A 22,480-nucleotide genomic window follows, 5' to 3' on the forward strand; every position below is an offset into this window, starting at 1 on the left:
ACGGGCCGCGGGGCACGCCCGGCGAGCGCGGCGCCCACCTCCAGCCGGCGCCGGGCCAGTTCGTACCGGAGCACGGCCTGGTTGTCCCGGTACGCCTGGGCCAGCCGGCGCTGTGCCCGCGCCTCGTTCTCGGCGGCGATCAGTCCGCTGCGTCCCCGTGTCTCGATCTCGAACCGTACCTTCTGTGCCTGCGTCTCCTGCTCCTCCAGCAGCTGGGCGACCTGTTCGCGCGCCTTGTTGAGCGCGGCCCTGACCTCGACCAGCCGTGCGTCCCGCACCTTCTTCGCCCGTTCGATGTCCATCTGGAGGCTGTCGATGCGGCGCTTGCGGGTGAGTCCCCACTCCTGCTCGTAGGCCGTGGCCTCCTTGGCGACCCGTTCGCGGGTGGCCAGGTGCTGCTGGTACTGCGTCGGAAGCTGGACGTCGGGGATGTTGGCGCCGGTGATGCGTACGCCGTAGCGGGAGAGCTGGCGGTTGAGCAGGTCCTGCATGTCGGCGACGTCCGAGCCGCGCAGATCGTAGGCGCGCTCGGTCCGCACCCGGCGCCCGCGCTGCCGGATGGCGTCCTGGACGGCGCTGGACAGGACGAGGTCGAAGTTGCCCGCGCCGATGGTGCGGACGAAGAGGACGGCGTCGGTGATGCGGAACTTCAGGAAGAAGTCGATGGCGCGCAGCGGCACGTTCTCCTGCGTCGGGCAGGCGACGACCGGTGCCGAGTACGGGATCTCGGTGGCGGTGTCCACGACGAAGTCGACGCGGGACCAGGGGTGCCACAGATAGTGCCGGCCCGGGTCGAGGGTGCGGACGATGGCGCCGTAGCGGGTGAGGATGCCGGTGGTGCCCTGCTCGATCTCGACGATCGAGGAGCGCCACCACCACAGCGCCCCCGCGACCAGGAGGACCAGCCCGAGAAGGTAACCGGTGACGGCGAAGGCGTCCCAGGCGGCGCCGGCCGCCCCGCCGTCACCCCGGGCCGTGGCCATCACGCCGCTGGTCAGCGCGAGCAGCCCCAGCCAGAACGGGACCATCCACCAGACGCGGCGGCGGTGCCGCGGGATGATCACCGGCACGAGGGTGCCGGCCTCTCCGCCGCGCAGCAGGTGCGGAATGTCGCTCCACTGCGCCACTTCCTCCGTGATGACGGACCTGTGGTTCGTACGTGCGCCGCTCACTGACCGGCCTCCCCGTCCTGCTTGCCGTTCTGCTTCCCGTCCTGATCGGTCTCCCCGTGCCGCCGGCTCCCGCGCCCCGCGTCCGGGGCGGGTGCGCCCGCCGGGACGGTGGGCTGTTCGGCCTCACGCAGGGCGCTGATCTCCGCTTCCCGCTCCGCGATCCGCCCGGCGACCTCGGCGAGCCGGTCGCGTACGGCCGCCATGTCCTGCTGGGAGAACAGCTCGGTGTCGCGTTCGCCCACCAGTTCGCGGGCCAGTGCGAGGAAGTCGACACCGGCCGCGGCACCGTCGCCGGCGCCGTCCCCGCCGCCGACCCTGATCAGGCGCGGCAGATGGTCGGCGACCTGCTCCAGGGTGTCGAGCACCTGCTGCTCGTAGCGGTACTCCAGGATCTCGGGGGCCTCGGCCGCCGTCACCGCGCGGATGTCCAGGGCCTGCGCCTCCAGCAGCGCCGCGTTGGCCTTCGCCTCCGACTCGGCCTGGACGTAGCGCTGGCGGGCCAGTGCCTCGGCGCGGTTGGTCTCGCGTTCCACCGCGGTGTCCATCTGCGCCTGGTACTGGGCGATGTCGGCCTGGATGGCGGACAGCTCCTCCTGGCGGGTCGCCAGCTCCTTGCTCAGGTCGCCCTCGTCCTGCTCCTTGCGCAGCTGGAGCGCGTACTCGTGGGTGTACGCCTCCTTGGCGACGCGCACCATCTCGGGCGCGGCCAGGTCCATCCGGTAGCCGCGGTCGGACGGTTCGGCGTGCGTGATGTTGGCGTTCGTCAGTTCCACGGCGGGACGGAACTGCTGGTTGAGCTGCTCCAGCAGCCGCCCGGTGTCCTCGCCCACCATGTCGTAGATCGCCGCGGCCTCCTGCTCGTAGATCAGGCTGCGGATCGTCTCGCTGACCGCGTTGCCCAGCTTCTCCTCGAAGCCGCGCACCGCACCGAGCGTGTAGACGAACTCCACCGGGTCGCTGATCCGGAACTGGATGAACAGGTCGATGGACGCCTTCACCCCGCCACGGGTCGGCGCCTCCCGCACGGGGGCGTTGAAGGGGTACTCACGCGTGGTGTTGACGATGTACGAGACGCGCTTCCACGGGTTGAGCAGGATCACCCGCCCCGGGCCCACCACCTCTTCGAGCTTGCCGAACCGGGTGATCAGCGCCTGGCAGCCGTCCGGGACCATCACCATCCCCTGGCGCCACCACACGAACGCCACCGCGCCGATGGCCAGCACCCAGTAGTGCGCTCCGAACAGCGGGTTCGTCAGCACGCCTGAGTCGGTGAACGTCGACAGTGCCGAGGTGACCGCCAGGCCGACAGCTCCGACGACCAGCAGCATCGACACCGGCAGCATGCTCAGGAACGACCGGCCACGCGGCAGCACCATCGGGCAGATGGTGTGTACCTTCCGCAGCCCCTCACGGCTCTGGCCGCTGTGGTTCAGCTCCTCGCCCGCCTCGTCCAGCGGTACGGATTTCTGCTCCATCACCGTCTCGATGGAGCCGCCCTGTTCGCGTGCCGCGGGAAAGTCGGACGGATCCATGCCGTCCTCGCGCGCCTGGTCACCGGCGTCTTCCCCGTTTCCCTGGGCGCGCCGCCGCGCCTCTCGCTCCGCCACCTCGCGTGCGTCGCCGCCGGAGGCGACAGCGCGGGCGGCTTTGCGCACGCTTTCACGCGCGCTCCCCGCCCGCCGCGGACCCTGTGCCACAGGTTTCCCCCTTCGTGTGCCGGACGCCGGAGTACCGCGCCCGGGTCTTGCTGTACCGCGGACAATCCCTGCCCGCAGACGCCGGACCCGCACGTGGGGCGCGTCGGCAGAAACCTCCCCTGTTCCGCTGCCGGGCCCCGGCAAGGAGGAGGTGCCGCGGAGGGGCTCCGTCCCCGCCCCGAACGAGCTGAACGCGCCCGGAGACCTTTCGCGCCCCCTGCACCGATGTCCCTCACACCGAGGCCCTCTCACACCGAAGTCCTCGCGATGCCCCGCGAGTAGTGCTCCTTGAACACCTCCAGATGCGCCCACGTGGTCAGACCGCGGACCTCGTCGAGCGCCTTGAGCTGTTCCGTGATGTGGTGCAGGCGCGTGGTCGAGTCGGCACCCAGGGTGACCACCAGGTCGAAGCGGCCGACGGTGCGGGCGACGAACTCGACCCCGGGCAGCGCCGCGAGGAACCGCGTGACGTGTTCGTCGTCCCCGCCGAGGTTCAGCCCGGCGCCGAGCGCCGGCCTCCCGCTGCCCGTACCGCGCCGCACCACTGCGGCGACATGCAGGGCGCGGTTGGTGACGAGCCGGCCGACCCGGGCGCGGGCGGCGCTGGGTGACAGGCCGACGCGGCGGGACAGTTCGACGAAGGGCATACGTCCGTCGCGCTCCAGCAGTTCGATGAGCCGCAGATCCGTGTCGTCGACATGCACGTCACCGCGGAGCGGCCCCTGTGGCATGAAGACCGAGGTGACGACATCGGTATAGAGGAGCGTGTTGACCGCGCGTACCCGGGGCTGCGCACGCAGGCGGGCGAGGGCGTCGTACAGTTCGCGGTCGCTGGAGACCCGCAGCTCCGCGACGAGATCGTAGGCGCCGCTGACCGCGGAGACGAAGACCGAGGCGTCCATCGCGCAGAGCGTGTCCACCACCTCGTCGGCAGGCCCCGACACGGCGACAGAGACGTGGGCGAGCGAGGTGAGCCCGAGGAGCTGGGGATGTGCCACGGCCACGATCTCCACGGCGCCCGAGTCGAGCAGGGCCCGCACCCGCGCCGAGACCGCTGTCCTCGGCGCACCCACCCGGGCGGCCAGCTCGCTGTAGCTCGCTCTGCCGTCCTGCTGGAGTGCGGCGATGAGCTGTGCGTCCAGATCCTCGCTCATGAGTGCCCGAGACCCAATCTTTACAGAGTGATTCCGTCTTTCCGGGGAACAAGATTACGTTTGCCGCGGGCTATGGATGCTGATCAGCAGCAGATCGGTGCCTGTGAGCGACAAAAACGCGGTGGCACGTGCGCGGAAGAGCGTACATGGGATTGCCGCGGCTGATGGGCGGTCCTACGGTGCCGGTCATCACCACGCCCCCGACACCCGTACGAGGAAACAATGCGCGCACTGCGCCACCAGGAGACATCGGTCCTGGACGCGACCACCACCCTCTTCACCGGTGCCACCCTGCGCACCGTGGACCCGCTCACCGACGGGGCCGAGGCGTTCCTCGTGCACGGCAACCGGTTCGCCGCCGTCGGCTCCGTCGACGAGTGCCGGGACGCGGCGGCACGGCTCGGCCGCCGCGCCCGGGAGGCGGACCTCGGCGGCACCGTCGTGGTCCCGGGCTTCGTCGACCCGCACGCCCATCCCCTGATGTACGGCCAGATGATGAGCTGGGTCGACTGCGGTCCCGACAAGGCATCCGACATCCCCGGCATCATCGACCTGCTGCGCGCGGCGGCCGAGTCGCTGCCGCCCGGACGGCCGGTGCGCGGCTACGGCTACGAACACCGCAACCTCGCCGAGCGCCGCCACCCCACCAAGGAGGAGCTGGACCGGGTCAGCACCGACCGCGAGGTGTACCTGATGAACGCCAGCGGGCACGGCGGCGTCGTCAACAGCGCCACCCTTGCCCGGCACGGCGTCACCCGGGACACACCGGACCCGGAGGGCGGCACGTTCTTCCGGAACGCCGACGGGGACCTGACCGGCGAGGTCTCCGATGCCGCGTGCAACATCCTCACCGGCGTCGGCGGCGTCAAGATCGGCCGCCACGGGCCGAACTTCCACCTCGGGGACGAGCCCGAGGAGCACCTGCGGCAGCTGCGCGCCGCCCAGGAGCGGTTTCTCGCCGGCGGTGTGACGACGATCGGCGACTGCCAGGTGACACGCCGCGAGTTCGACACCTATCTGCGGCTGGCCGACCGCGGCGAGCTGCGCACCCGCGTCGGCATGTATCTGCTGAGTCATCTGCTGGACCACGTGATCGACACCGGGATGCACGGCGCGTTCGGCAACGCCCGGCTCTCCTTCTCGGGCATCAAGTTCTACGCAGACGGCACCCTGGGCGGCTGGACGGCCTACTTCCCGGACGGCTACGTCGGCGACCCCTGCCGTACCGGGCAGCTCTACCACGAGCCGGAGGCGTACCGGGAACTCATCGCCAGGGCGCACGCCGTGGGGCTCCAGACGGCCACTCACGCCCAGTCGCCCGACGCGATCGGGATGGTGCTCGACGCCGTCGAAGCCGCACAGGAGCACCACCCCCGGTCCGACGCGCGGCACCGGATCGAGCACTGCGGACTGCCGACCCCGGAGCAGATCAAACGCATGCACCACCTGGGTGTCCACCCGGTCAACCAGACGCAGCACTACTACAACTGGGGCGAAGGGGTCACCGAGGCGATCGGCACCCCTGGCGAGCGGTTCAACCCGCTCGGCGAGTTCCTGGAGGCCGGGGTGCCCGTGACGCTCAGCTCCGACGCACCGGTCGCCGAGCCGAAGCCGCTGGAGGCGATCCAGGCGGCCGTCACCCGGGTCACCCGGCGCGGGCACCGGCTGGGCGCGGACTCCCTGCGGATCCCGGCGGCCGACGCACTCGCCGCGCACACGCTGGGCGGGGCCCGCACCCTGGGCCGTGAGCACGAGCTCGGCAGCATCACCCCGGGCAAGCTCGCCGACTTCACCGTCCTGGGCGCCGACCCGCTCACCGTCGACCCCGGGGCCATCTCCGCGATCGCCGTCCTCCAGACGTGGGTCGACGGCACGCTCCAGCACTCCACCACAGCCATGCCGACCGAGGGGCAGTCGTGACCGGACAGGCTCAATCCCGCAAGGCGCGCAAGGCGGGCATCGCCGCGTTCGTCGGCACCACGATCGAGTGGTACGACTTCTACGTCTACGCCACCGCCGCGTCCCTGGTCTTCGGCAGCGTCTTCTTCCCCGAGGACACCGACCGGCTCACCGGCATCGCCGCGGCCTTCGCCACGTACGCGGTGGGGTTCTTCGCCCGGCCGCTCGGCGGCGTCGTCTTCGGCCACGTCGGCGACCGGTTCGGCAGACGCAGCGCGCTGGTGATCACCCTGACGATGATGGGCGCCGCGACGTTCCTCGTCGGCCTGCTGCCCACATACGCCGCCATCGGCCCGTTCGCCCCCGTCCTGCTCGTCCTGCTCCGTTTCGTGCAGGGCATCGCGGTGGGCGGCGAATGGGGCGGCGCCGTCCTGATGGCCGTCGAACACGCGCCGGAGGGCAAGAAGACCTTCTACGGGGGCTTCGCCCAGCTCGGCAACCCGGCCGGGGCGCTCTTGTCCACCGGCCTGTTCAGCCTGCTGTCCACGCTCGGCGACGACGCCCTCAAGGAGTGGGCGTGGCGTGTGCCGTTCCTGCTGTCGGCCGTGCTCATCGTCATCGGGGTCCTCATCCGCCTCAAGACCGAGGAATCGCCCGTGTTCGAGGCGGAGGCCGAACCGGAGGAGGGCCTGCCGCTGGCGTACGCGCTGCGGACGAACTGGAAGCCCATCCTGCTCGGCATCGGGACGCTTCCCATCGCGGTGGGCGGCTACTACCTGGTGACCACGTTCCTCACCGCCTACGCCACCGACCCCTCGGTGGGGCTCTCGGAGACAGTGGTGCTCAACGCGCTCAGTGTCGCGGCCGTCGTGGAACTGATCGCCACACTGGGCGTCGCCTGGCTGGGTGACAAAGTCGGGCGCGTCCGCGTCGTCGTCTGGGGCCTGGCCGCGGTGGCCGTGCTGGCCACCCCGCAGTTCCTGGTGGTCTCCTCGGACTCGACCGTGCTGATCTTCCTCGTCTTCGCGGCGATGCGGCTGGTCATGGCGGCGACGTACGGTCCCGTGGCCGCCGTGCTGGCCCAGATGTTCCGCCCCCAGGCGCGCTACACCAGCATCTCGGTGACCTACCAGGTGGCGGGCGCGCTGTTCGGCGGGCTCTCGCCGGTGGTCTCGACGCTGATGTTCCAGGCGACCGACAGCATCGTCCCGGTCATCGTGCTGCTCGTGGCCATGTGCGCGCTCAGCATCGCCTGCCTGCTGAAGGCGCCGCAGCACACCGACGACGCCACGCCCGCGGACACCCCCGCACCAAGGACGCCGGCCGGCACGACGTCCTGAAGCGTGTGACGAGAGGCGAGGCTGGGACCGGGCAGGCCAGAGCTTCGGCCGCCGCGCGTCCGCGGGACCTGCGGGGCACCGCGAGCGGCGCCCCGCAGGTCCCGCACTGTCGGGGTCTCAGCCGGTCAGGGCGGCGAGGGTGACGTCGAGGCCGGTGCTCCCGGGTTGGTTGTGGGGGCGTACGCCTTGAGGTTGGCGTCGTTGTCGACGAGGTGGCGTCGAGGTCGGTGCTCCCGGGCCGGTTGGGGGGATCTTGGCGAGCAGCTTCGCCCTGCCGCAGGTGGCGGTGGGGGCGGAGCAGACCAGGCCGCCGGCGACGCCCGCGGACAGCCGGCGCGCGGCGGGCCGGCGCCGTCCGGTGAGGAGGCCGGCCAGGACGAGCGAGCCGGCGGCGAAGCGGACCGGGCGCCCCATCCCCCACGGTTCGGGTGCCGGCGCGCTGGACGGCGTGGCCAGCCCGTACCCAGGCGGTAGTGCCTCCGGTGAGGCCGGCCGCGGTGACGCCGTGCCGGGCCAGGCGCTCGCGGGCCCGGGCGGAGCGGGTGCCTGAGGCGCACACGAGGAGGAGGTCACCGCGTCCGGCGGCGCTCTTCAGCGCGTGCGCCCTGGGCAGCGCCGATCGCCGGGCCCCGGGTGGCCATCCGGCGGCAGGCCCGCAGGCTCGCCGCCCGTGCCGTTACGACAGGCGCATGGTCCGCCCGCCCGGCGCGCTGCGCAGGCGGCGCCGCGCCTGTCGTACCCGCGCGCGGGAGGTGGCTCCCATGCCGCGCAGGCCGTCCAGGGCGCTGAGGTCCGCCGCGAGGAAGGAGCGGCGGTCCCCGTACCCTTCGCGCTTCATCGTGTTCGCCAGGCGGTGCCCCGTCATGTCGTGGCCGAACGCGTCCCGGAAGGCGAGTTCGTCCCCGTCCCAGTTGCGGCAGGAACGGCACGTCTCCGCGGCGGGCATCGCCTCCCAGCCTTCGAGGTGGCCCTGCAGGGCGTAGGCCGCCTCCGGCCCGGTGGCCGCGTCCACGACACGGATCATCGGCTGGAGGCCGTCCATGGCCGGGGTGACCGCGGTGGATGCCACGTCACCGGGGAAGACCGCCGCCACATACAGGGAGGAGTTGATCCGGTCGTAGAGCCCGACCACCGTCCAGTCGCTCATGGCCCCATCCTGGCAGTGGACACGGCCGGTATGGGGCGAGATGCCACAAAATACTACGCGGGAGGAGCCGTTCCGTGACGGCGGATCGGACGGCTCTTCCGTCGGTGAGCGCCGGCGCCGGCTCAGTTGTTGAGGCTGGTGTGGTTCCACCAGCCCTGCCGGCCGGCCCGGAAACCGACCGGCGCACCGGTTCCCCCGGCCCTGGCCTCGTACCGCTGCCCCTTCTTCACAGGGCTCTGCGTCACGACACCGTGCGGGTCCTCGATCGACTCGATGGTGATGTCCGAGACCTCGCTCAGCAGCGCGGGGGTGATGCCGCGCGGCTCGGTGAGCGTGAGGACCCCGTCCCCGTTCGGCTTCTTCGCGAGCTGGTGCGCGAGGTGAGCCTCGTCGCCCTCGCCGAACAGCAGGCAGGTCAGGTGGGTGGGGGAAAGCATCGGGCGAGAAGAGGCTGCGGAAGACGCTCTTGTTCTTGTTCTGCTCCAGGTCCGCGAGATACGCGTCGCGCACGGCGTCCGCGGGGCCGAGCGTCACGATGGCCTGGAAGGCGTGCGCCTCGGCGTTGTGGAGCGCCAGGTGGTAGGTGAAGATCCGTTTCCTGCCGATCAGCAGGAACCGGTGGAGGCCGTGCGGGGCTCCGCTGCCGGGCCCGGGCCCGTGGTCCTTTTTGCGCTCATGACGTGCGGTGGCCTCGCCGGGGTGGCGCGGGCGGTGGCGCGTACGGCCACCCGGGTGGTCTTGCGGGCGCGGCTTCCTCGCGGTGCGGCGTGGGGAGGTACCCGTTCGGTCATGACCGATCCCGAGCACTACGCGCTGGCCATGGGAGGCGGGCCCGCACCGGGGCCCGCCGTGCAGCAGGCGGAGCGGCGGCCGAGAGGGGCGTGCGCCGCCGGCGAGCCCGACGACGACGGCGACCGCGTGGCGCCGCACGGACCCGGCCCCGTCCCCCTCACGCACCGCGGGCCGTAGGAGCCCGGGCGAACGCGAGGACCACGTTGTGGCCTCCGAAGCCGCAGGAGTTGCTGAGTGCCAGTTCGACAGGGTGCTCCCGGGCGGCCGGGCGCACGATGTCGAGGCCCGAGGTGCCGGCGTCGGCCCGGTCGAAGTTGGCGGTCGGAGGGACAGTCTGCCGTTGCACGGTCAGCACGGTGAGTGCCGCTTCCACCGCGCCGGCCGCGCCCATCATGTGGCCGGTCACGCCCTTGGTGGAGGTGACGGTGGGGCCGTCGGGGGCGTACAGCTCACGGAGCACGGCCGCCTCGGTGCTGTCGTTGAGCGGGGTGCCGGTGCCGTGCGCGTTGACGTGGTCCACGTCCGCGTGCCCGGCCCCCGCCCGGTCGAGGGCCTGCTCCGTCGCGTCGCGCAGGCAGCGGCCGTCCGGCCGCGGGGCCACCGGGTGGTGCGCGTCGGTCGACGAGCCGTGTCCGGCCAGCAGGGAGCGGACGGAGGCGTGCCGCGCGGTCGCGTCCGCGAGCCGCTCCAGCACCAGCACTCCGGCTCCCTCGGCCAGGACGAAGCCGTCCCGCGCCGCGTCGAAGGGACGGCAGGCGCCCGCCGGACCGCCCTTGCCCCGGGAGAGTGCCCCCGCCCTGGCGAAAGCGGTCGCGCACAGGGGTGTCGCCATGGCGTCGCTGCCGCCGGCCACGGCGATGTCGCAGGCGTCGCTGTCCAGCAGCATGGCGGCGGTGACGAGTGCGGTCGCCCCGGACGCGCAGGCCGTTCCGGTTTGCAGTACGGGTCCGTGGACGCCCAGGTCGATGGCGAGCCGGCCGGCGGCCATGTTCGGCAGGAAGGCCGGCAGGGTGAGCGGTGAGACCGCGCGGTGTCCGGTGGTCAGGAGCTTGTGGTGCTGCTTCTCGTAGGTGGCGACTCCCCCCGCGGCCGAGCCCAGCACCACCGCGACCCGCGCGCCGTCCCAGGTGTCCGGGTCCAGCGCGGCGTCGTCCACCGCCTCCCTGGCCGCTGCCAGGGCGAACTGGGTGAACCTGTCGTACCGCCACGGCTGCGTGCCACCCGTGTGCTCGCGCGGGTCGAACTTGCCGACCCGGCAGGAGAAGCCGACAGGTGACCCGGCCAGCTCGGGATCGTCGGCGGCCGTGGGCCGGCCGGAGCACACCCGCTGCCAGGTCTCCTCCACTCCCACCCCGGCAGGTGTCACCAGGCCGAGCCCGGTGACCGCCACCGTGCGGGCGGTGCGGGCCCCGTTCATTCCGGTGTTCCCTGTCCGTCGGACTGCCGCGTCCCGTCCCGCAGTTCGTGCACCAGGGCGACGACGTCGTCCGGCGTGGCCTCGCCGCTGACCGCGTCGTCGGGGGCGCTGGTGCCGTAGTGCTCCTGGAGCGTGACGAGGAGTTCGGTGACGGCGAGGGAGTCAAGTCCCAGTTCGGAGAGGGACACCCCCGGCCGGATGGTGTCGGAGGGGACTTCGAACTTGTCGGTGAGCACGGCGATCACGTGGTCGTGGACAGCGTCCATGGGTCTTCCCTTCGCTGGTGGGGTGCGTGCTGGTTCCTGTCGTCCCGCTGCCGGCCGTCGGACGAGGTGGCGTCGGACGAGGTGGCGTCGGCCGAGGCGGCCGAGCCGTCAGGTGGGTTGGCGCGGGGCCGGGCCGCCGGCCAGGTCAGGGCGAGGGAGCCCCAGGTGAGCCCGCCTCCGAAGGCGGTCAGCACGGTGGGCGTTCCCGGCCGCACCAGGCCGCGGGCCGCGGTGTCGGCCAGTGCCAGCGGCACGGAGGCGGCCGCGGTGTTGCCGACGTCGCGGATGTTGCCGAACCGGTGCCGGGGCGCGATGCCGAGGCGGTCTGCGACCGTGTCCAGGATGCGCTGGTTGGCCTGGTGGCCGATGAACGCACCGAGCGTCGAAGGCCGCCAGCCGGCCCGGTCCAGCACGGTGCGCGACGACTGCGTCATCCGGCGCACCGCGTGTGCGTAGACCTCGCGGCCGCGCATCCGCAGACAGCGGTCGTCGCGCGGCGGGCGCCTCCCGTCGGCGGGGGCGCTCGAACCGCCCGCGGCGATGGAGATCAGATCGCTGCCCGACCCGTCCGCTCCCAGGTCCGAGGCGATCACCTCGCCCGGCTCTCCGTGCTCCCCGGCACGCAGCAGTACCGCTCCCCCGCCGTCGCCGAAGACGACGGCGGTGTCCCGGTCCCGGGGGTCGACGATGGTCGAGTACGTCTCGGCGCCGACGACCAGGGGGCGTGCGCACAGCCCCGCCCTGACCAGCCCGGCGGCGACGGTCACGGCGTAGACGAAGCCGGAACAGACCGCGGCCAGGTCGAAGGCCGCGATGGTGCCGAGGCCGAGGCGGTGGGCCACGTCGGGTGCGGTGGCGGGGCAGCGCCGGTCCGGTGTGGTGGTGGTCAGTATCAGCATGTCGGGGCGCGCCCCGCCGGCGGACTCCAGCGCGCCCCGGCCCGCCGCCACGGCCAGGTCCCCGGTGGCGACTCCGGGAGCGGCCCGGCGGCGGTTGACGATGCCCGTACGGGTGCGGATCCACGCGTCGGTGGTGGCCAGGCCTCCGTCGCGGGCGACGTCCTCGTTGCTCCGCACCTGGGGAGGGAGACAGGAGCCGATGCCGCACACGACGGTGGCGGGCCTGTCGGTCGAGGGGTTCGGGGACGTCACCGGATCACACCTCGGCGAAGGGGGAGGCGGGCTTGGGGATACCGGCCAGACCGCCGTCCGGGACCGAGAGTCCCCCATCCAGCAGCAGCGCCTGACCGGTCAGGAAGGCCGCGGCGGGCGAGGCCAGGTACAGCGCGGCCCACGCTGCCTCCTCCGGTTCCGCCCACCGGCCCAGCGGCACGTGCGCCATCAGCCAGTCGGACAGCGGCGCGGTGTGCGAGGCGAACGACGTCATGTCGGTGCGGGTCCACCCCGGACACAGGGCGTTGACGCGGATGCCCTCCCGCGCCCAGCCGGCGGCCAGGCTGCGGGCGAGGGAGATCTGCGCCGCCTTGGTCGCCGCGTAGGCCTCCATCATGGGGGTGCCCACCGCGCCGGCGACCGAGGACATCAGCACCACGTTCGCCCGCGGGGACGCGGCCAGGTGCGGGTGCGCGTGCCGGCACAGCGCGGCCGAGGCGTTGAGGTTGACGGCCACCACGGAGTCCCAGTCCTCCTGCCGGGTGTGCTGCAGGGGAGCGAGTCGCGGTGCGCCGTCGGGCCCGGTGGGCAGGATGCCGGCGTTGTGGACGACGATGTCGAGCCCGCCCAGCGCGCCGGCGGCCTCGTCGACCACGGTGCCGGCCGCCGCGGCTTCCGTGAAGTCACCGGGTGTCAGGACGGCTTTCCGCCCCCGGCGGGTGACCTCGTCCGCGGTGTCCCGCAGCGCCTCCTCGCTGCGGGCCGACAGTGCGAGGTCGGCACCGGCGTCCGCGAAGGCGAGCGCGACGGCGCGTCCGATACCGCGGGAGGCGCCGGTCACGAGGGCACGGGCGCCGTCGAGCCGGAAGGCGTCGGCCGTCGTGGCGGGAGTGGCACCGGGGGTGCCGGGAATGGCGTTCACCGTGCGCTCCTTTCCAGGGGTTCGGCGGTGGGGCCGGTACGAATGGCGGGGGCGCCGCTCCAGGTGAGCAGTGCGCTGCCCCATGTCATGCCGGCTCCGAAGGTGGCGAGCAGGATGCGGTCCCCGCGTCGCAGGGGGCCCTCGACGGCTGCCGCCGCCAGGGCGTACGGCGTCGAGGCGGCGCCGATGTTCCCCACCTCGTCCGCGACGATGGGCAGCCTTCCGGGCGGTATGCCCAGTGCCGTGCCGACGGAGCGCAGCATCCTGGGGTTGGGCTGGTGGGTGACGAAGGAGTCGATGTCGTCCATGCGCAGCCTGTTGCGGGCCAGGCAGTCGGAGACGACGACCGGGAACATCTCGACGATGAAGTCCCGGACGGCGCGACCGTCCATGTGGATGGTGTGCCGCCCGTCGGCGAGGGTGCCGGGGCTGGCGGGTGCCCGGCTCCCGCCGGCCGGGATGAGCACGTGGTCGGCGAGGGCCCCGTCGGAGCCCAGCCGGAAGTCGGTGAACCCCTCCCCCGCGGGGACGGGGCCCAGCACGGAGGCGGCGGCACCGTCGGCGAACAGGACGGCGGTCGCGCGGTCGGCGGGGTCGAGGAATTTCGAGTAGGCCTCGACGCCGACCACGGCCGCGTGGCGCGAACCGGCGTCCGCGCTCAGGTAGTCGTGCGCGACGCGGGTCGCGAACAGCCAGCCCGAGCAGGCGGCACTCACGTCGAGGGCGACGGCGTTGCGTGCCTTGGTGAGGGCCTGGACGCGGCAGGCCGTGGCCGGACCCAGCTCGTCGGGGGTCGAGGTGGCCAGCACCAGCAGGTCCAGCTGGTCCATGTCGAGTCCGGCCGCCGCGACCGCGGAGCGGACGGCCGCCGCCGCCATGTCGGAGGCCGCTTCGTCAGGGGCGGCGGTATGGCGTTTGCGTACCCCGGTGCGTTCGGCGATCCAGCCGGGACTGACCCCGGCCGCACGCGCGACGTCGTCGTTGGTGCGCTGCCGGGCGGGCAGGTAGGTGCCCATCCCGAGTATGCCGATGCGGGATCGTTCCGCGCTGTCCGAGGCAGCGGGAGACGGCGTGGGGAAGGTGGCGGTCACGAGGGTCCTCCGTCGGGCCAGGTGAGGGTGGAGTGGAGCGCGGCCGCGTAGTCGGGGGCGGCCAGCGGGGTGGGGGCGAGCTTTTCGGGCGGGGCCAGGCGCGCCGCGATCTCGTCCAGGTACGGGGCGAGTTCGGCACACTGCCGGTCCGCTGCCGCCTCCAGTGAGGCGGCTGTCTCCTTGCTGAGCACGCCCGCCCATTGCAGGGGACCGGACTGCCGCAGCGCCTGGGTGGTGCCGTAGAGGGCGGCCAGCGCTCGCTCGGCGGGGTCGTGGCCGTGCGCCGCTGTCACCGCGTCGGCCACGCAGTCGGCGGCGAGCCGGAGGGTGTGGACCTCCCCCAGCCGGCGGACGCGCTCCAGCAGCGGGTTCCACAGGTCCATGCCGTCGAGTTGCCGGTGCCGGCCTTCGTCCAGCGCCGCCCGCAGACGGGTCGTCAGCCGCCGTTCCAGGGCGCTGACGGTCCGCGGCCACCAGTGGGGGTCGTCGGTGTCGGCCGGTGGCGGTGTGCCGTCGCTGGGATGCGGGGCGGCGGCATGCGCGCCCTCGTCGGTGTCCTCGTCCGCCAGGGCGCGGCCGAGGTCCAGCAGGATGAGCCGGTTGTCGCCGCCGGCCGCGCCGAATGCCTCCGCGAATCCGGCGTAGCCACTCAGCCTGTTGACGGCGAGATGGCCGGCGACACCGCAGCGGCGGCGGCACTCGGCCGCGACCCGGGCCGCGCCGTCCACCGCGAGAGCCTTGAAGGCGGAGAGCCGTCGGTCGACCGCCGCCCAGGGGGAGAACGCCGTCTCCGCCGCCCCGCGCTCCTCCGCGTCGGTACGGGTGTCCTGGGAGCGCTGCCACAGGTCCAGCGCGCTCCTGGCGGCGCAGTTGAGGGCGAACGCCTCGGCGGACGCGCCGAGTACCGCCCGCTGCTGGGTGCTGTAGGCCAGCACAGGTGCTCCTGGTGCGAGCCGGCCGTGCGAGCGCCGGTGCTGGGAGTGGCGCAGGGCCGCGACGGCGGACGCGCGGGCGATCGCCGCGGCGGCCGAGGGCACCGTCGCCCACAGCGGCCGGCCGACGTCGAGGGTGCGCTGAAGCGCGCGGCCGGGGCCGCCGTGGGGGTCGTGGAAGACGCCGTCGGCATCGATCCGGGCCGTGCCGCGCAGCCAGCGGTCATAGGGCAGCCTCGCTCCGTCGAACCGCACCAGCGCGTATTCCAGCGGCAGCGTCTCCATACCGAACGCGCCGGAGATCGCGACCCCGGGAGCCGGGCCCCGCTCGTCGCACAGGTCGGCCAGGAAGGGGTGGACGCCATGACAGGTGCCGCCCACCGTCAGCCGGGCGCACACCACCGCGGACTGCGGCCTGCCCGGCACGCCGACGCTGGAGAACTTGGCCGCGCCCGGGTCCGGTGTCCGCAGGACGAACTCCCTGGTTTCCGGGTCGAACTCGGCGGTGGTGCGCAGCGCCAGGTGGCTGTTGGCGTCTGAGATCTCGGTGACGAGGAAGACGCCTTTGCGGCGGCCGCTCTCCAGCTCGTCCACGGTCCGCGCGAGGTCCGCGGCGCGTGTCTGCCGCGCGTCGGCCGAGGCGACGACCGAGCCGAGGCACAGGACGTGGTGGTTGACGACCGTCATGTACAGCGCCGGGTCAGCGAGCACCGTGCAGGAGCTGAGCGCGGCCAGCCAGTCCCCGTCGTGCAGCAGTTGTTGCGCGGGCGGCAGCACCTCCGCCAGCCGCTCCAGCTGCTGGTGGGTCAGGTGGTTGCGGCTCGCCCTCTCTCCCGGTGCGGGAGGGCGGACCGTGGCGAGGGTGTCGGCGAGGAGTCGCCCTTGCGGTGTCCGTAGGGGATCGGCCGATGCCCCGGGTCCGGTGGCCGGGGTGGCCGGACTGTCGGTCGCCGCCGGCGTCACGCGATCTCCTCCTGGGCCTCCCGGTGAGGTGTGCGATGCCCGCTGCCCGGGGTGCCGGTCCGGTGCAGTCGGTGCGGGCGCTCCCACGGGAAGTCCGGCTCCTGGAGCGGACTGTGTGCCGTAAAGGCACTCCCCTGCCCGGCGAGGATCCGCCGGGCGTTGCGGGTGAGGGCCTGCCCGGTACCGGCCTCCAGGAGGAGGGTGGGGCCCGGGGCCGCCGCCCGGCCGAGCACCCCGGGCAGCCGGGCGGGGTGCGTCAGGCAGGCGGCGAGTCCCGCGTACACGTCGTCGCCCCTGCCGTACGGCCCGCCGTGCACGGCCGAGTGGACCGGGGTGTGGGCCGGCTGTGCGGGCAGGGTGCGGATCGCGGCCGCGAAGCCCTCGGCCTCAGCGGTGAGTGAGGGGTGGTGGGAGGAGAAGGGCAGCCGGAGCCGCACGGCGTCCACCCCGTGGTCCGCCGCCCGCTCCTCCAATCGGTCGAGTTCCTGGACCGGTCCGCTGAGGACGGTTTCGCCCGGATCGTTGACGCAGGCCACCGCGACCCGCCGGGTCGCCGCATGACCGATCAGCTGTTCCGCCTCGCCGGCTCCCGCGGCGAGCACTGTCATACCACCGCGGCAGCGGCTCAGGAAGCGGGAGAGCCTGCAGGCGATGTGGGTACCGTCGGGCACACCGAACACCCCGGCCGCCGTGAGCGCGGCGATCTCCCCGAAGCTGACGGCGACCATCCGCCGGGGTGCCGCCCCGATCGCGCACAGCGCCCGGTGGATCGCCAGGGAGGCCCCGAACAGCGCCACTTGGGGCGTGCCCACCGGTCCCGCGGCCAGCTCCCGGCCGCTCGGCGGCGTTCCGCCCAGCAGCGCGGGGCCCAGCGCCGGAATCCCGTATGCCGCGCTCACCTCGTCCACCTGCGCGAACACGTCGGCGACGGCCACGCGGACCACGGGATGGGCACGAGCGGCCCCTGCCAAGGGTGAGACGGCGAAATCCCCCTGCCCGGGGAAGAGGTGGACGACGCCCCCGGACGAGGGCGTCCGGGGGGCCGAAGCCACTGTCAGGTCCGGTGTGGGTGGCATATTTTCTTGCTCCTTCTCATGTGGGAGCGGACGTTCTGCTGAAGGGTGGCTCGCCCCTTCTCCGCGCGATGACGGGGTACTCCGGCGCGAAGAGGGGGTTTCCTCGGATCACGCGGCCGGTGACCACGCCACCGGACGGTGCCTTTCTGGACTTTTTCGCGGAGGGTCTTGCGGCCGGCCGCTCCGGCGGCGGCCGGACCGAGGGGTCCCGATGACGTGCGACGCGGCGTTGTTCATCGGCGTCCTGCGCGCTGGAGTTGTCGTCGGAGCGGTCACAACCGACGCACGGGCAACACGGGTCCGTGGCTCCCCGTGCGTTCGGTCCGGAAATACCGCCCGGTTCTCGCGGCGAGCGCTCCGTTCGGGTATATCTCCACCGAAACACAAGCACGGGCGCGGTACCGACCGGTTCCGGTCACCAAGGCGTGAACGCGTTGAATGCCCCGGGCCTGCGTGACGGGGCGGAGTGAGCGGGAGATTCCCATGACCCGTCGCGGGCCGAACCGGCAACTCGCCGGTCTGCTCGCGGAGTCCGGGTGGAGCGCGGGTGAGCTGGCACGCGCTGTCAACGCCCTGGGCACCAAGTACGGCCTGCGGCTGCGGTACGACCGGACGGCCGTCGCCCACTGGCTGGAAGGCTCCCGGCCACGCCCGCCGGTTCCCGGTCTGGTGGCCCAGGTCCTCGGGCGTCGCCTCGGCCGCGTCGTGCACCTCGGTGAGACGGGGCTGGAGAGACCGGCGGGGAGCGGGAGCGCGGCCGACGCCGTGCTGAGAGACGGCGATCCGGTGGACCGCGTGGCGGCACTGTGCGACACCGACGCGGACCCGGTCCGGCGGCTGGCGCTCAACCGGGAGATGTTCGCCGCGACCGACATCCGCCTGCCCTCCTGGCCGTCCGGAGCGGAACCGCGAACCGACCGGCCGGGAGACACGGCGCGGCGGGAGGTCCCCGGCGCCGACCCGCGTCTGGCGGATGTGGTCACCGCCTTCGCCGAACTGACGGAGAAGTACGGGGGCGCGCACGCGCGTTCCGCGCTGGGCACCTACATCTCCGACGACGTCGTCCCGCGACTGAGAGCGTCTCCCGGCGCCGGAACGAGCGATTCCGAGGTGCTGACGGGCAGCGCCTGCCTGATGCATCTGCTGGGCATGATGCTCTCCGACGCGGGCCTGCCGAACCTCGGCTACCACTGCTACCGGTCCGCCCTCGAACTTGCCTGCCGGGCGGACAACCGGAACCTCTACGCGATCACGCTGCGCACCATGGCCGTGCTGGCGCTGCGCCTGGACGACCTGGCACACGCACGGCAGTGGTCACAGTCCGCCCTCGAGCTGGCGGCTCCCACGGCGCCCCTCACCGTTCGGTGCTATCTCCATGCGGGACGAGCGGTGGTGCGGGCCGCGGACGGTGAGCGGGAAGGGGCGCTCGCGGATCTGCGGGCCGCCGAGCGCTGCCACGACGCGGAAGCCGACGCCGACTCGGGCACAGGCACCGACTCGGGCACCGGCACCGGCACCGAGCCTCTCGGCCTCTTCACGCGGTATCCGCCGGCGGCGTTCCGCTACCAGCGCGGCGAGGTCCTGCTGTGGCTGGGAGACCGTACACGGGCGGCCGTAGCCTTCCAGGAGTCGCTGGCTGTCCGCCCACCCGCACACCACATCTCGCGCCTGCTCACCCATGCGCGGCTGGCCGGGACGTTGCTGGGCCTCGGGGACCTGGAGGCCGCGCTGGACCAGTGCCGGCAGGCCTGCGCGCACTATCCGCTCACCGCCTCCCGCCGGACCACGGCGGCCCTCACCGCTCTCCGGCGCTCCCTCGCCCCCTACCGCCGGCACCCGCTGGCGCGCGAGGTCCGCGGCCACATCGCCCGGCTCACGTCACGGGCGTGAATTCCGGCAGGGTGAGGGCCGAATGGGCGGGGCGCCCCTCCGCGGAGGGCATGCTGCTGAGACCGCGCAGCATTTCGTTGCGCTGCTCCAGGGCCCGGGAGGTGGTCGGAAAGAGCGCGGCATCACCCTCCCCCACCTGTTCCTGGTTCGCGGTCACGAACTCGCGGGTGCCGTGTTCGTAGGCGGCGAAACCCGCACCATGGTCCCGGTCGGCCAGGGAACCGGCGAGCATGAAGGCGCCGACGAGCGCGAGACTGGAGCCCTGTCCGGTGAGGAACGAGGGAGCGTACGCGGCGTCGCCCACCAGCGCGACCCTGCCGCTGGACCAGCGGGGCATCCGGATCTGGCCGACCCCGTCGAAGAACAGGTCGTCCGCGTCCCACAGAGCGGCGAGCATGCCCGGGACTTCCCAGCCCGCGTCGGCGAAGACGGTGGTGACCAGGTCCCGTCGTGCTTCCGGGTCCCGGAACGCGTCGGCCGGCGGCTTCTGGCGGGCGAAGGCCAGCAAGGCGTGCACGTCCTCGTCCTCCCCCACGGCGTAGAGTGCGGCGGCCCTGCCCGGGGCGTTCCACAGCGTCGTCTCGTGGGAGAGGCCGAAGGTGTTGGGCAGGGTGAATCCGGCGAAGCAGTAGCCGAGGTACCGGTGGAACCGCTCCTCGGGGCCGAACACCAACTCGCGGGTGCGCGAGTGGAGGCCGTCCGCGCCGATCACCATGGCGAACGTACGCCTGCCGCCGCCGCGGAAGGTGATGTCGACCCCGTGGCCGGACTGGTCGAGGGTGTCGATGGAGTCGTCGAACACGAACTCCACGTCGTCACGGACCGCCGCGCACAGTGCCTCGGTCAGGTCCCCGCGCCGCACTTCCAGGTCCCGTCCCGCGACACCGCCGGTGACGGCGTGCGGGCTGACCGAGACCACCTCACCGCCGTCCTCGTCGAGAAAGGTCAGCCGGCGCAGGTCGATGTGCGCTTCCCGCAGGCGCGGCAGGATCCCCATCCTCCGGACGACCTCCAGTGCGGTGCCGCGCACATCGACGGGATAACCTCCGGCACGAGGTGCGCGCGCCTTCTCCACCACCGTGACCTGGAAGCCGTAGCGGTTCAGCCAGAACGCGAGGGCGGCCCCCGCGACGCCGGCCCCGGATATCAGGATCTCGCGCCCCGGTGTGGTGCGGACACCCCTCGACAGATCGGTGCGGGTCATGCCTCGGCTCCTTTGCTCATGGTGCGGACGACGAACAGGGACAGCGCCGTGACGGCCCCGGCCAGGACGAAGCCGGTGACGAAGGCGGATTCGGCCGGGACGTCCGACCCCGAAGGGGTCCCGGCGGTGAGGAGCGCGCCACTGACCTGCGCACCGACGGCGTAGCCGATCACGCGCGCCACCAGGACCAGGCTCGTGGCGATGCCGGTGTCGTGCCGCTCGACGGAGGTGGCGGTGCCCGTCACCATCGCCGTGACGCACAGGCCGTTGGCGAGCGCGATCATCGCCTTGCCGGTGACGAGGTGCCATATTTCGCTGTGCACGGCCGCCAGAGCGGTCAGGGCGACGACCATGAGGACGGCCCCGGCGGTGACCACGGCACGCGGGCCGAAGCGCCGCGCGCCGATCCCGCTGACCGGCCCGGCCAGCGACGCGGCCAGGGCGCCGGGGAGCAGGAAGAAGCCGATCCGGGTGGCACCGGCCCCGAAACCATGCGAGTCCGCGGGCACCGCGAACAGTTGCGGGACGAGATAGACGGCCATCGAGGTACCGACGCAAATCACGAACGTCAGCACGCACGACTTCCACACCGCGGGCCGCGCCAGCATGCGCAGATCGACCATCGGCGAGGCGGCACGGCGCTCGACTGCCGTCCATCCGGTCGCGAAGGCTGCCAGCACCACGAGGAGGGCGCCGAGTACGAGTGGCTGCGAGCCGATGCCGGGTGCCAGCGCGAGCACGAGCATGAGCGTGACCAGCGTCCCGCTCAGGAGGACCAGGCCCGGCCAGTCGATCCCGGCGCCGTCCGGCCGGCCGGGCGCGTCCTGCGGCATCGCCCTGTTCACCAGCACGGTGGCCCCGATGACCGCGATGGTCGGCAGCGCGAACATCCAGTGCCGCGACAGCCCTTCGGCCACGGGCCCGGCCGACAGCATCCCCGCCATCCCGCCGCCCACGAACAACCCGCTGACCACCCCGATGGCCACCTTCGACTCCCCCGCGGGGAGGTGTTCGCGCACCACGATGAACGACAGGGGCAGCGCGCCGACCATCGCCCCCTGCAGTACCTGGCCGAGCAGCAGGACCGGCAGGTTCGGTGCCAGTGCCGACACCAGGCCCCCGGCCGAGACCACCGCCATCAGCCGGACGAGGACGCGTTTCCCGCCGTAGCGGTCACCGAGCTTGCCCGCGACCGGTGTGACGAGCGCGCCGGTGATCAGGAGCACGATGCTGAGTAACGCCCCTTCGGCCGGACTCATGTCCAGCTCGCGTTGCAGGAGCGGAAGCGTCGGCGCCACCACCGATTCCAGGGCACCGGTGGCGACTGCCAGCAGGCCGAGGGCGCCGACAGCGGCCTTCCCGGCCCGGACCGGCGGCTGAGCCGGAGTTGCGGTCATGGACGTCCCTTCCGTCGTCGCCGCACGAGGAGGCGGCTGTACAACTCAGGGAACTACACTACACCGTGCAGTGTAGGAGGATAGGATGTGCCCATGCCGACCACGAAGACACTGCGCGAGGGGTCCACGCGGAAGCGGGCCGCCATCCTCGCGGCGGCCCGCGAACTGTTCCTCGCCGACGGCTTCGACCGGACCAGCGTCGACGCGGTCGCGGCCCGGGCCCAGGTGTCCAAGCGGACGGTCTACGACTACTTCGGCGACAAACAGACGCTGCTCAAAGCAGTCGTCGACACCGTCGGCCAGTCACTCATCACCACGATCCGGCGCACCCTCGACGACGCCCTCACCGGTGTCACCGAGGCCGCCGACCTTGAGGACGCCCTGATCACGTTCTCGATGCGCATCTCGACCGACATGCTCGACTCGGCGGAGTACACGACACTGAGACGACTGGTCCGGGAGGAGTCCGGCCACCTGCCGCACCGGGGCTACAACTCCCTGGCCGACACCCCCGACGAGGCGATCGCCGACCGGTTCGCCGCCTTCGCCGCCGCCGGACTGCTCGACGTCCCCGACCCCCGTCTCGCGGCCGACCAGTTCCTCGCGCTGACCTTCGGCGTCGCGCTGGACAGGCTCGGTTCCGCGAACGCCACGGAGGACACCCGCGTCCGGCCGCTCATCGTCGAGGGAGTGCGGACCTTCCTCCGCGCCTACCGGACCGCGTAGAGCCGTCGTTGGCGCCGGCCCACCCGTCGTCAGCCTCGCCGGGCTGGCCGCCCCCGCCCCTCCCGGCCATCCGAGGGCCGCCAACCGGCGTGGAACTGGGGGGTGTCGGCCAACGCGAGCCCTTCACTGGAGCGCCGCAGCATCCGGGCTCCGCATCCTTTGTGCCCCCTGCCGGCGGCGTGCTGAGGTCCGCCGGCGTCGAGGACGGTGACGCTGACGGGTGCGTCCGCCTCCTCGGCCGCACAACGAGCGGCAAGGACGAGTGAGTCCGCGTCGGCGGTGG

20 protein-coding genes are annotated in these 22,480 nt (G+C 72.8%); 5 read left to right on the forward strand and 15 right to left on the reverse strand.

What is annotated here, in order from left to right; translation table 11 throughout:
• The 3 genes from FM076_RS00980 to FM076_RS00990 form a co-directional block, all read right to left on the reverse strand.
• Window positions 1-1,172: SPFH domain-containing protein (locus FM076_RS00980; RefSeq protein ID WP_173874431.1), on the reverse strand; the 1,172-nt coding region annotated here is incomplete at its 3' end.
• Window positions 1,169-2,827: an SPFH domain-containing protein gene (locus FM076_RS00985; RefSeq protein WP_430625921.1), complete on the reverse strand. Its 1,659-nt coding sequence runs from the start codon at window positions 2,825-2,827 to the stop codon at window positions 1,169-1,171. The genes FM076_RS00980 and FM076_RS00985, both read right to left, overlap by 4 nt.
• A gap of 290 nt (window positions 2,828-3,117) precedes the next feature.
• Entirely contained in the window at window positions 3,118-4,023 is a 906-nt protein-coding gene (locus FM076_RS00990; protein WP_173868055.1) for an Lrp/AsnC family transcriptional regulator, read from the reverse strand.
• A gap of 222 nt (window positions 4,024-4,245) precedes the next feature.
• On the opposite strand from FM076_RS00990, the gene FM076_RS00995 reads away from it, so the two are divergent.
• Window positions 4,246-5,943, forward strand: coding sequence for an amidohydrolase (locus FM076_RS00995; RefSeq protein WP_173868056.1), 1,698 nt, complete (start codon window positions 4,246-4,248; stop codon window positions 5,941-5,943).
• A complete protein-coding gene (locus FM076_RS01000; protein WP_173868057.1) occupies window positions 5,940-7,262 on the forward strand; it encodes an MFS transporter in 1,323 nt (440 codons plus the stop codon). Before FM076_RS00995 ends, FM076_RS01000 begins: the two co-directional genes overlap by 4 nt.
• Before the next feature lie 117 nt (window positions 7,263-7,379).
• Here FM076_RS01000 and FM076_RS35220 read toward each other — a convergent pair whose 3' ends face one another.
• The 3 genes from FM076_RS35220 to FM076_RS33240 form a co-directional block, all read right to left on the reverse strand.
• Entirely contained in the window at window positions 7,380-7,676 is a 297-nt protein-coding gene (locus tag FM076_RS35220; RefSeq protein ID WP_428814623.1) for a hypothetical protein, read from the reverse strand.
• 262 nt (window positions 7,677-7,938) lie between these two features.
• Window positions 7,939-8,409: a hypothetical protein gene (locus FM076_RS01010; protein WP_173868058.1), complete on the reverse strand. Its 471-nt coding sequence runs from the start codon at window positions 8,407-8,409 to the stop codon at window positions 7,939-7,941.
• Window positions 8,410-8,531: 122 nt separating this feature from the next.
• The gene (locus FM076_RS33240) at window positions 8,532-8,846 is read right to left on the reverse strand and encodes a hypothetical protein (RefSeq protein WP_243274253.1); all 315 of its coding nucleotides are present in this window, start codon (window positions 8,844-8,846) and stop codon (window positions 8,532-8,534) included.
• Between the two features lie 352 nt (window positions 8,847-9,198).
• On the opposite strand from FM076_RS33240, the gene FM076_RS01020 reads away from it, so the two are divergent.
• Window positions 9,199-9,378, forward strand: coding sequence for a hypothetical protein (locus tag FM076_RS01020; protein ID WP_173868059.1), 180 nt, complete (start codon window positions 9,199-9,201; stop codon window positions 9,376-9,378).
• On the opposite strand, the gene FM076_RS01025 is transcribed toward FM076_RS01020, so the two are convergent.
• Genes FM076_RS01025 through FM076_RS01055 form a run of 7 tightly spaced genes read right to left on the reverse strand, consistent with a single transcriptional unit; the run spans window position 9,359 to window position 16,980 of the window.
• Window positions 9,359-10,618 (reverse strand): beta-ketoacyl-[acyl-carrier-protein] synthase family protein, encoded by a 1,260-nt coding sequence (locus tag FM076_RS01025; protein ID WP_173868060.1) that lies wholly within the window; start codon window positions 10,616-10,618, stop codon window positions 9,359-9,361. The genes FM076_RS01020 and FM076_RS01025 overlap by 20 nt on opposite strands.
• On the reverse strand, window positions 10,615-10,884 hold the full coding sequence (locus FM076_RS01030; RefSeq protein WP_173868061.1) for an acyl carrier protein: 270 nt from the start codon (window positions 10,882-10,884) through the stop codon (window positions 10,615-10,617). Before FM076_RS01030 ends, FM076_RS01025 begins: the two co-directional genes overlap by 4 nt.
• Window positions 10,860-12,035: a beta-ketoacyl-ACP synthase III gene (locus tag FM076_RS01035; protein ID WP_345944837.1), complete on the reverse strand. Its 1,176-nt coding sequence runs from the start codon at window positions 12,033-12,035 to the stop codon at window positions 10,860-10,862. Before FM076_RS01035 ends, FM076_RS01030 begins: the two co-directional genes overlap by 25 nt.
• A gap of 4 nt (window positions 12,036-12,039) precedes the next feature.
• Entirely contained in the window at window positions 12,040-12,909 is an 870-nt protein-coding gene (locus FM076_RS01040) for an SDR family oxidoreductase (RefSeq protein ID WP_173874432.1), read from the reverse strand.
• Between the two features lie 5 nt (window positions 12,910-12,914).
• A complete protein-coding gene (locus FM076_RS01045) occupies window positions 12,915-14,009 on the reverse strand; it encodes a beta-ketoacyl-ACP synthase 3 (protein ID WP_173868063.1) in 1,095 nt (364 codons plus the stop codon).
• Window positions 14,006-15,904: a hypothetical protein gene (locus FM076_RS01050; RefSeq protein ID WP_173868064.1), complete on the reverse strand. Its 1,899-nt coding sequence runs from the start codon at window positions 15,902-15,904 to the stop codon at window positions 14,006-14,008. The genes FM076_RS01045 and FM076_RS01050 overlap by 4 nt, the downstream gene beginning before the upstream one ends.
• On the reverse strand, window positions 15,901-16,980 hold the full coding sequence (locus FM076_RS01055) for an ACP S-malonyltransferase (RefSeq protein WP_173868065.1): 1,080 nt from the start codon (window positions 16,978-16,980) through the stop codon (window positions 15,901-15,903). Before FM076_RS01055 ends, FM076_RS01050 begins: the two co-directional genes overlap by 4 nt.
• Before the next feature lie 483 nt (window positions 16,981-17,463).
• Here FM076_RS01055 and FM076_RS01060 point away from each other — a divergent pair, with 483 nt between their 5' ends.
• Window positions 17,464-18,870: a tetratricopeptide repeat protein gene (locus FM076_RS01060; protein ID WP_173868066.1), complete on the forward strand. Its 1,407-nt coding sequence runs from the start codon at window positions 17,464-17,466 to the stop codon at window positions 18,868-18,870.
• Here the strand turns inward: FM076_RS01060 and FM076_RS01065 are convergent.
• Together FM076_RS01065 and FM076_RS01070 are read right to left on the reverse strand one after the other, a co-directional pair.
• Entirely contained in the window at window positions 18,854-20,074 is a 1,221-nt protein-coding gene (locus tag FM076_RS01065) for an FAD-dependent monooxygenase (RefSeq protein WP_173868067.1), read from the reverse strand. The genes FM076_RS01060 and FM076_RS01065 overlap by 17 nt on opposite strands.
• Window positions 20,071-21,471 carry an MFS transporter gene (locus FM076_RS01070; RefSeq protein WP_173868068.1) on the reverse strand — a complete coding sequence of 467 codons (1,401 nt, stop codon included), beginning with the start codon at window positions 21,469-21,471 and terminating at the stop codon, window positions 20,071-20,073. Before FM076_RS01070 ends, FM076_RS01065 begins: the two co-directional genes overlap by 4 nt.
• 93 nt (window positions 21,472-21,564) lie before the next feature.
• Here FM076_RS01070 and FM076_RS01075 point away from each other — a divergent pair, with 93 nt between their 5' ends.
• Window positions 21,565-22,197: a TetR/AcrR family transcriptional regulator gene (locus FM076_RS01075; protein ID WP_173868069.1), complete on the forward strand. Its 633-nt coding sequence runs from the start codon at window positions 21,565-21,567 to the stop codon at window positions 22,195-22,197.
• The last annotated feature ends 283 nt before the right edge of the window (window positions 22,198-22,480 follow it).

Origin of the sequence: Streptomyces albus subsp. chlorinus (genome assembly GCF_013302895.1) — a bacterium.
GTDB lineage: Bacteria > Actinomycetota > Actinomycetes > Streptomycetales > Streptomycetaceae > Streptomyces > Streptomyces chlorinus.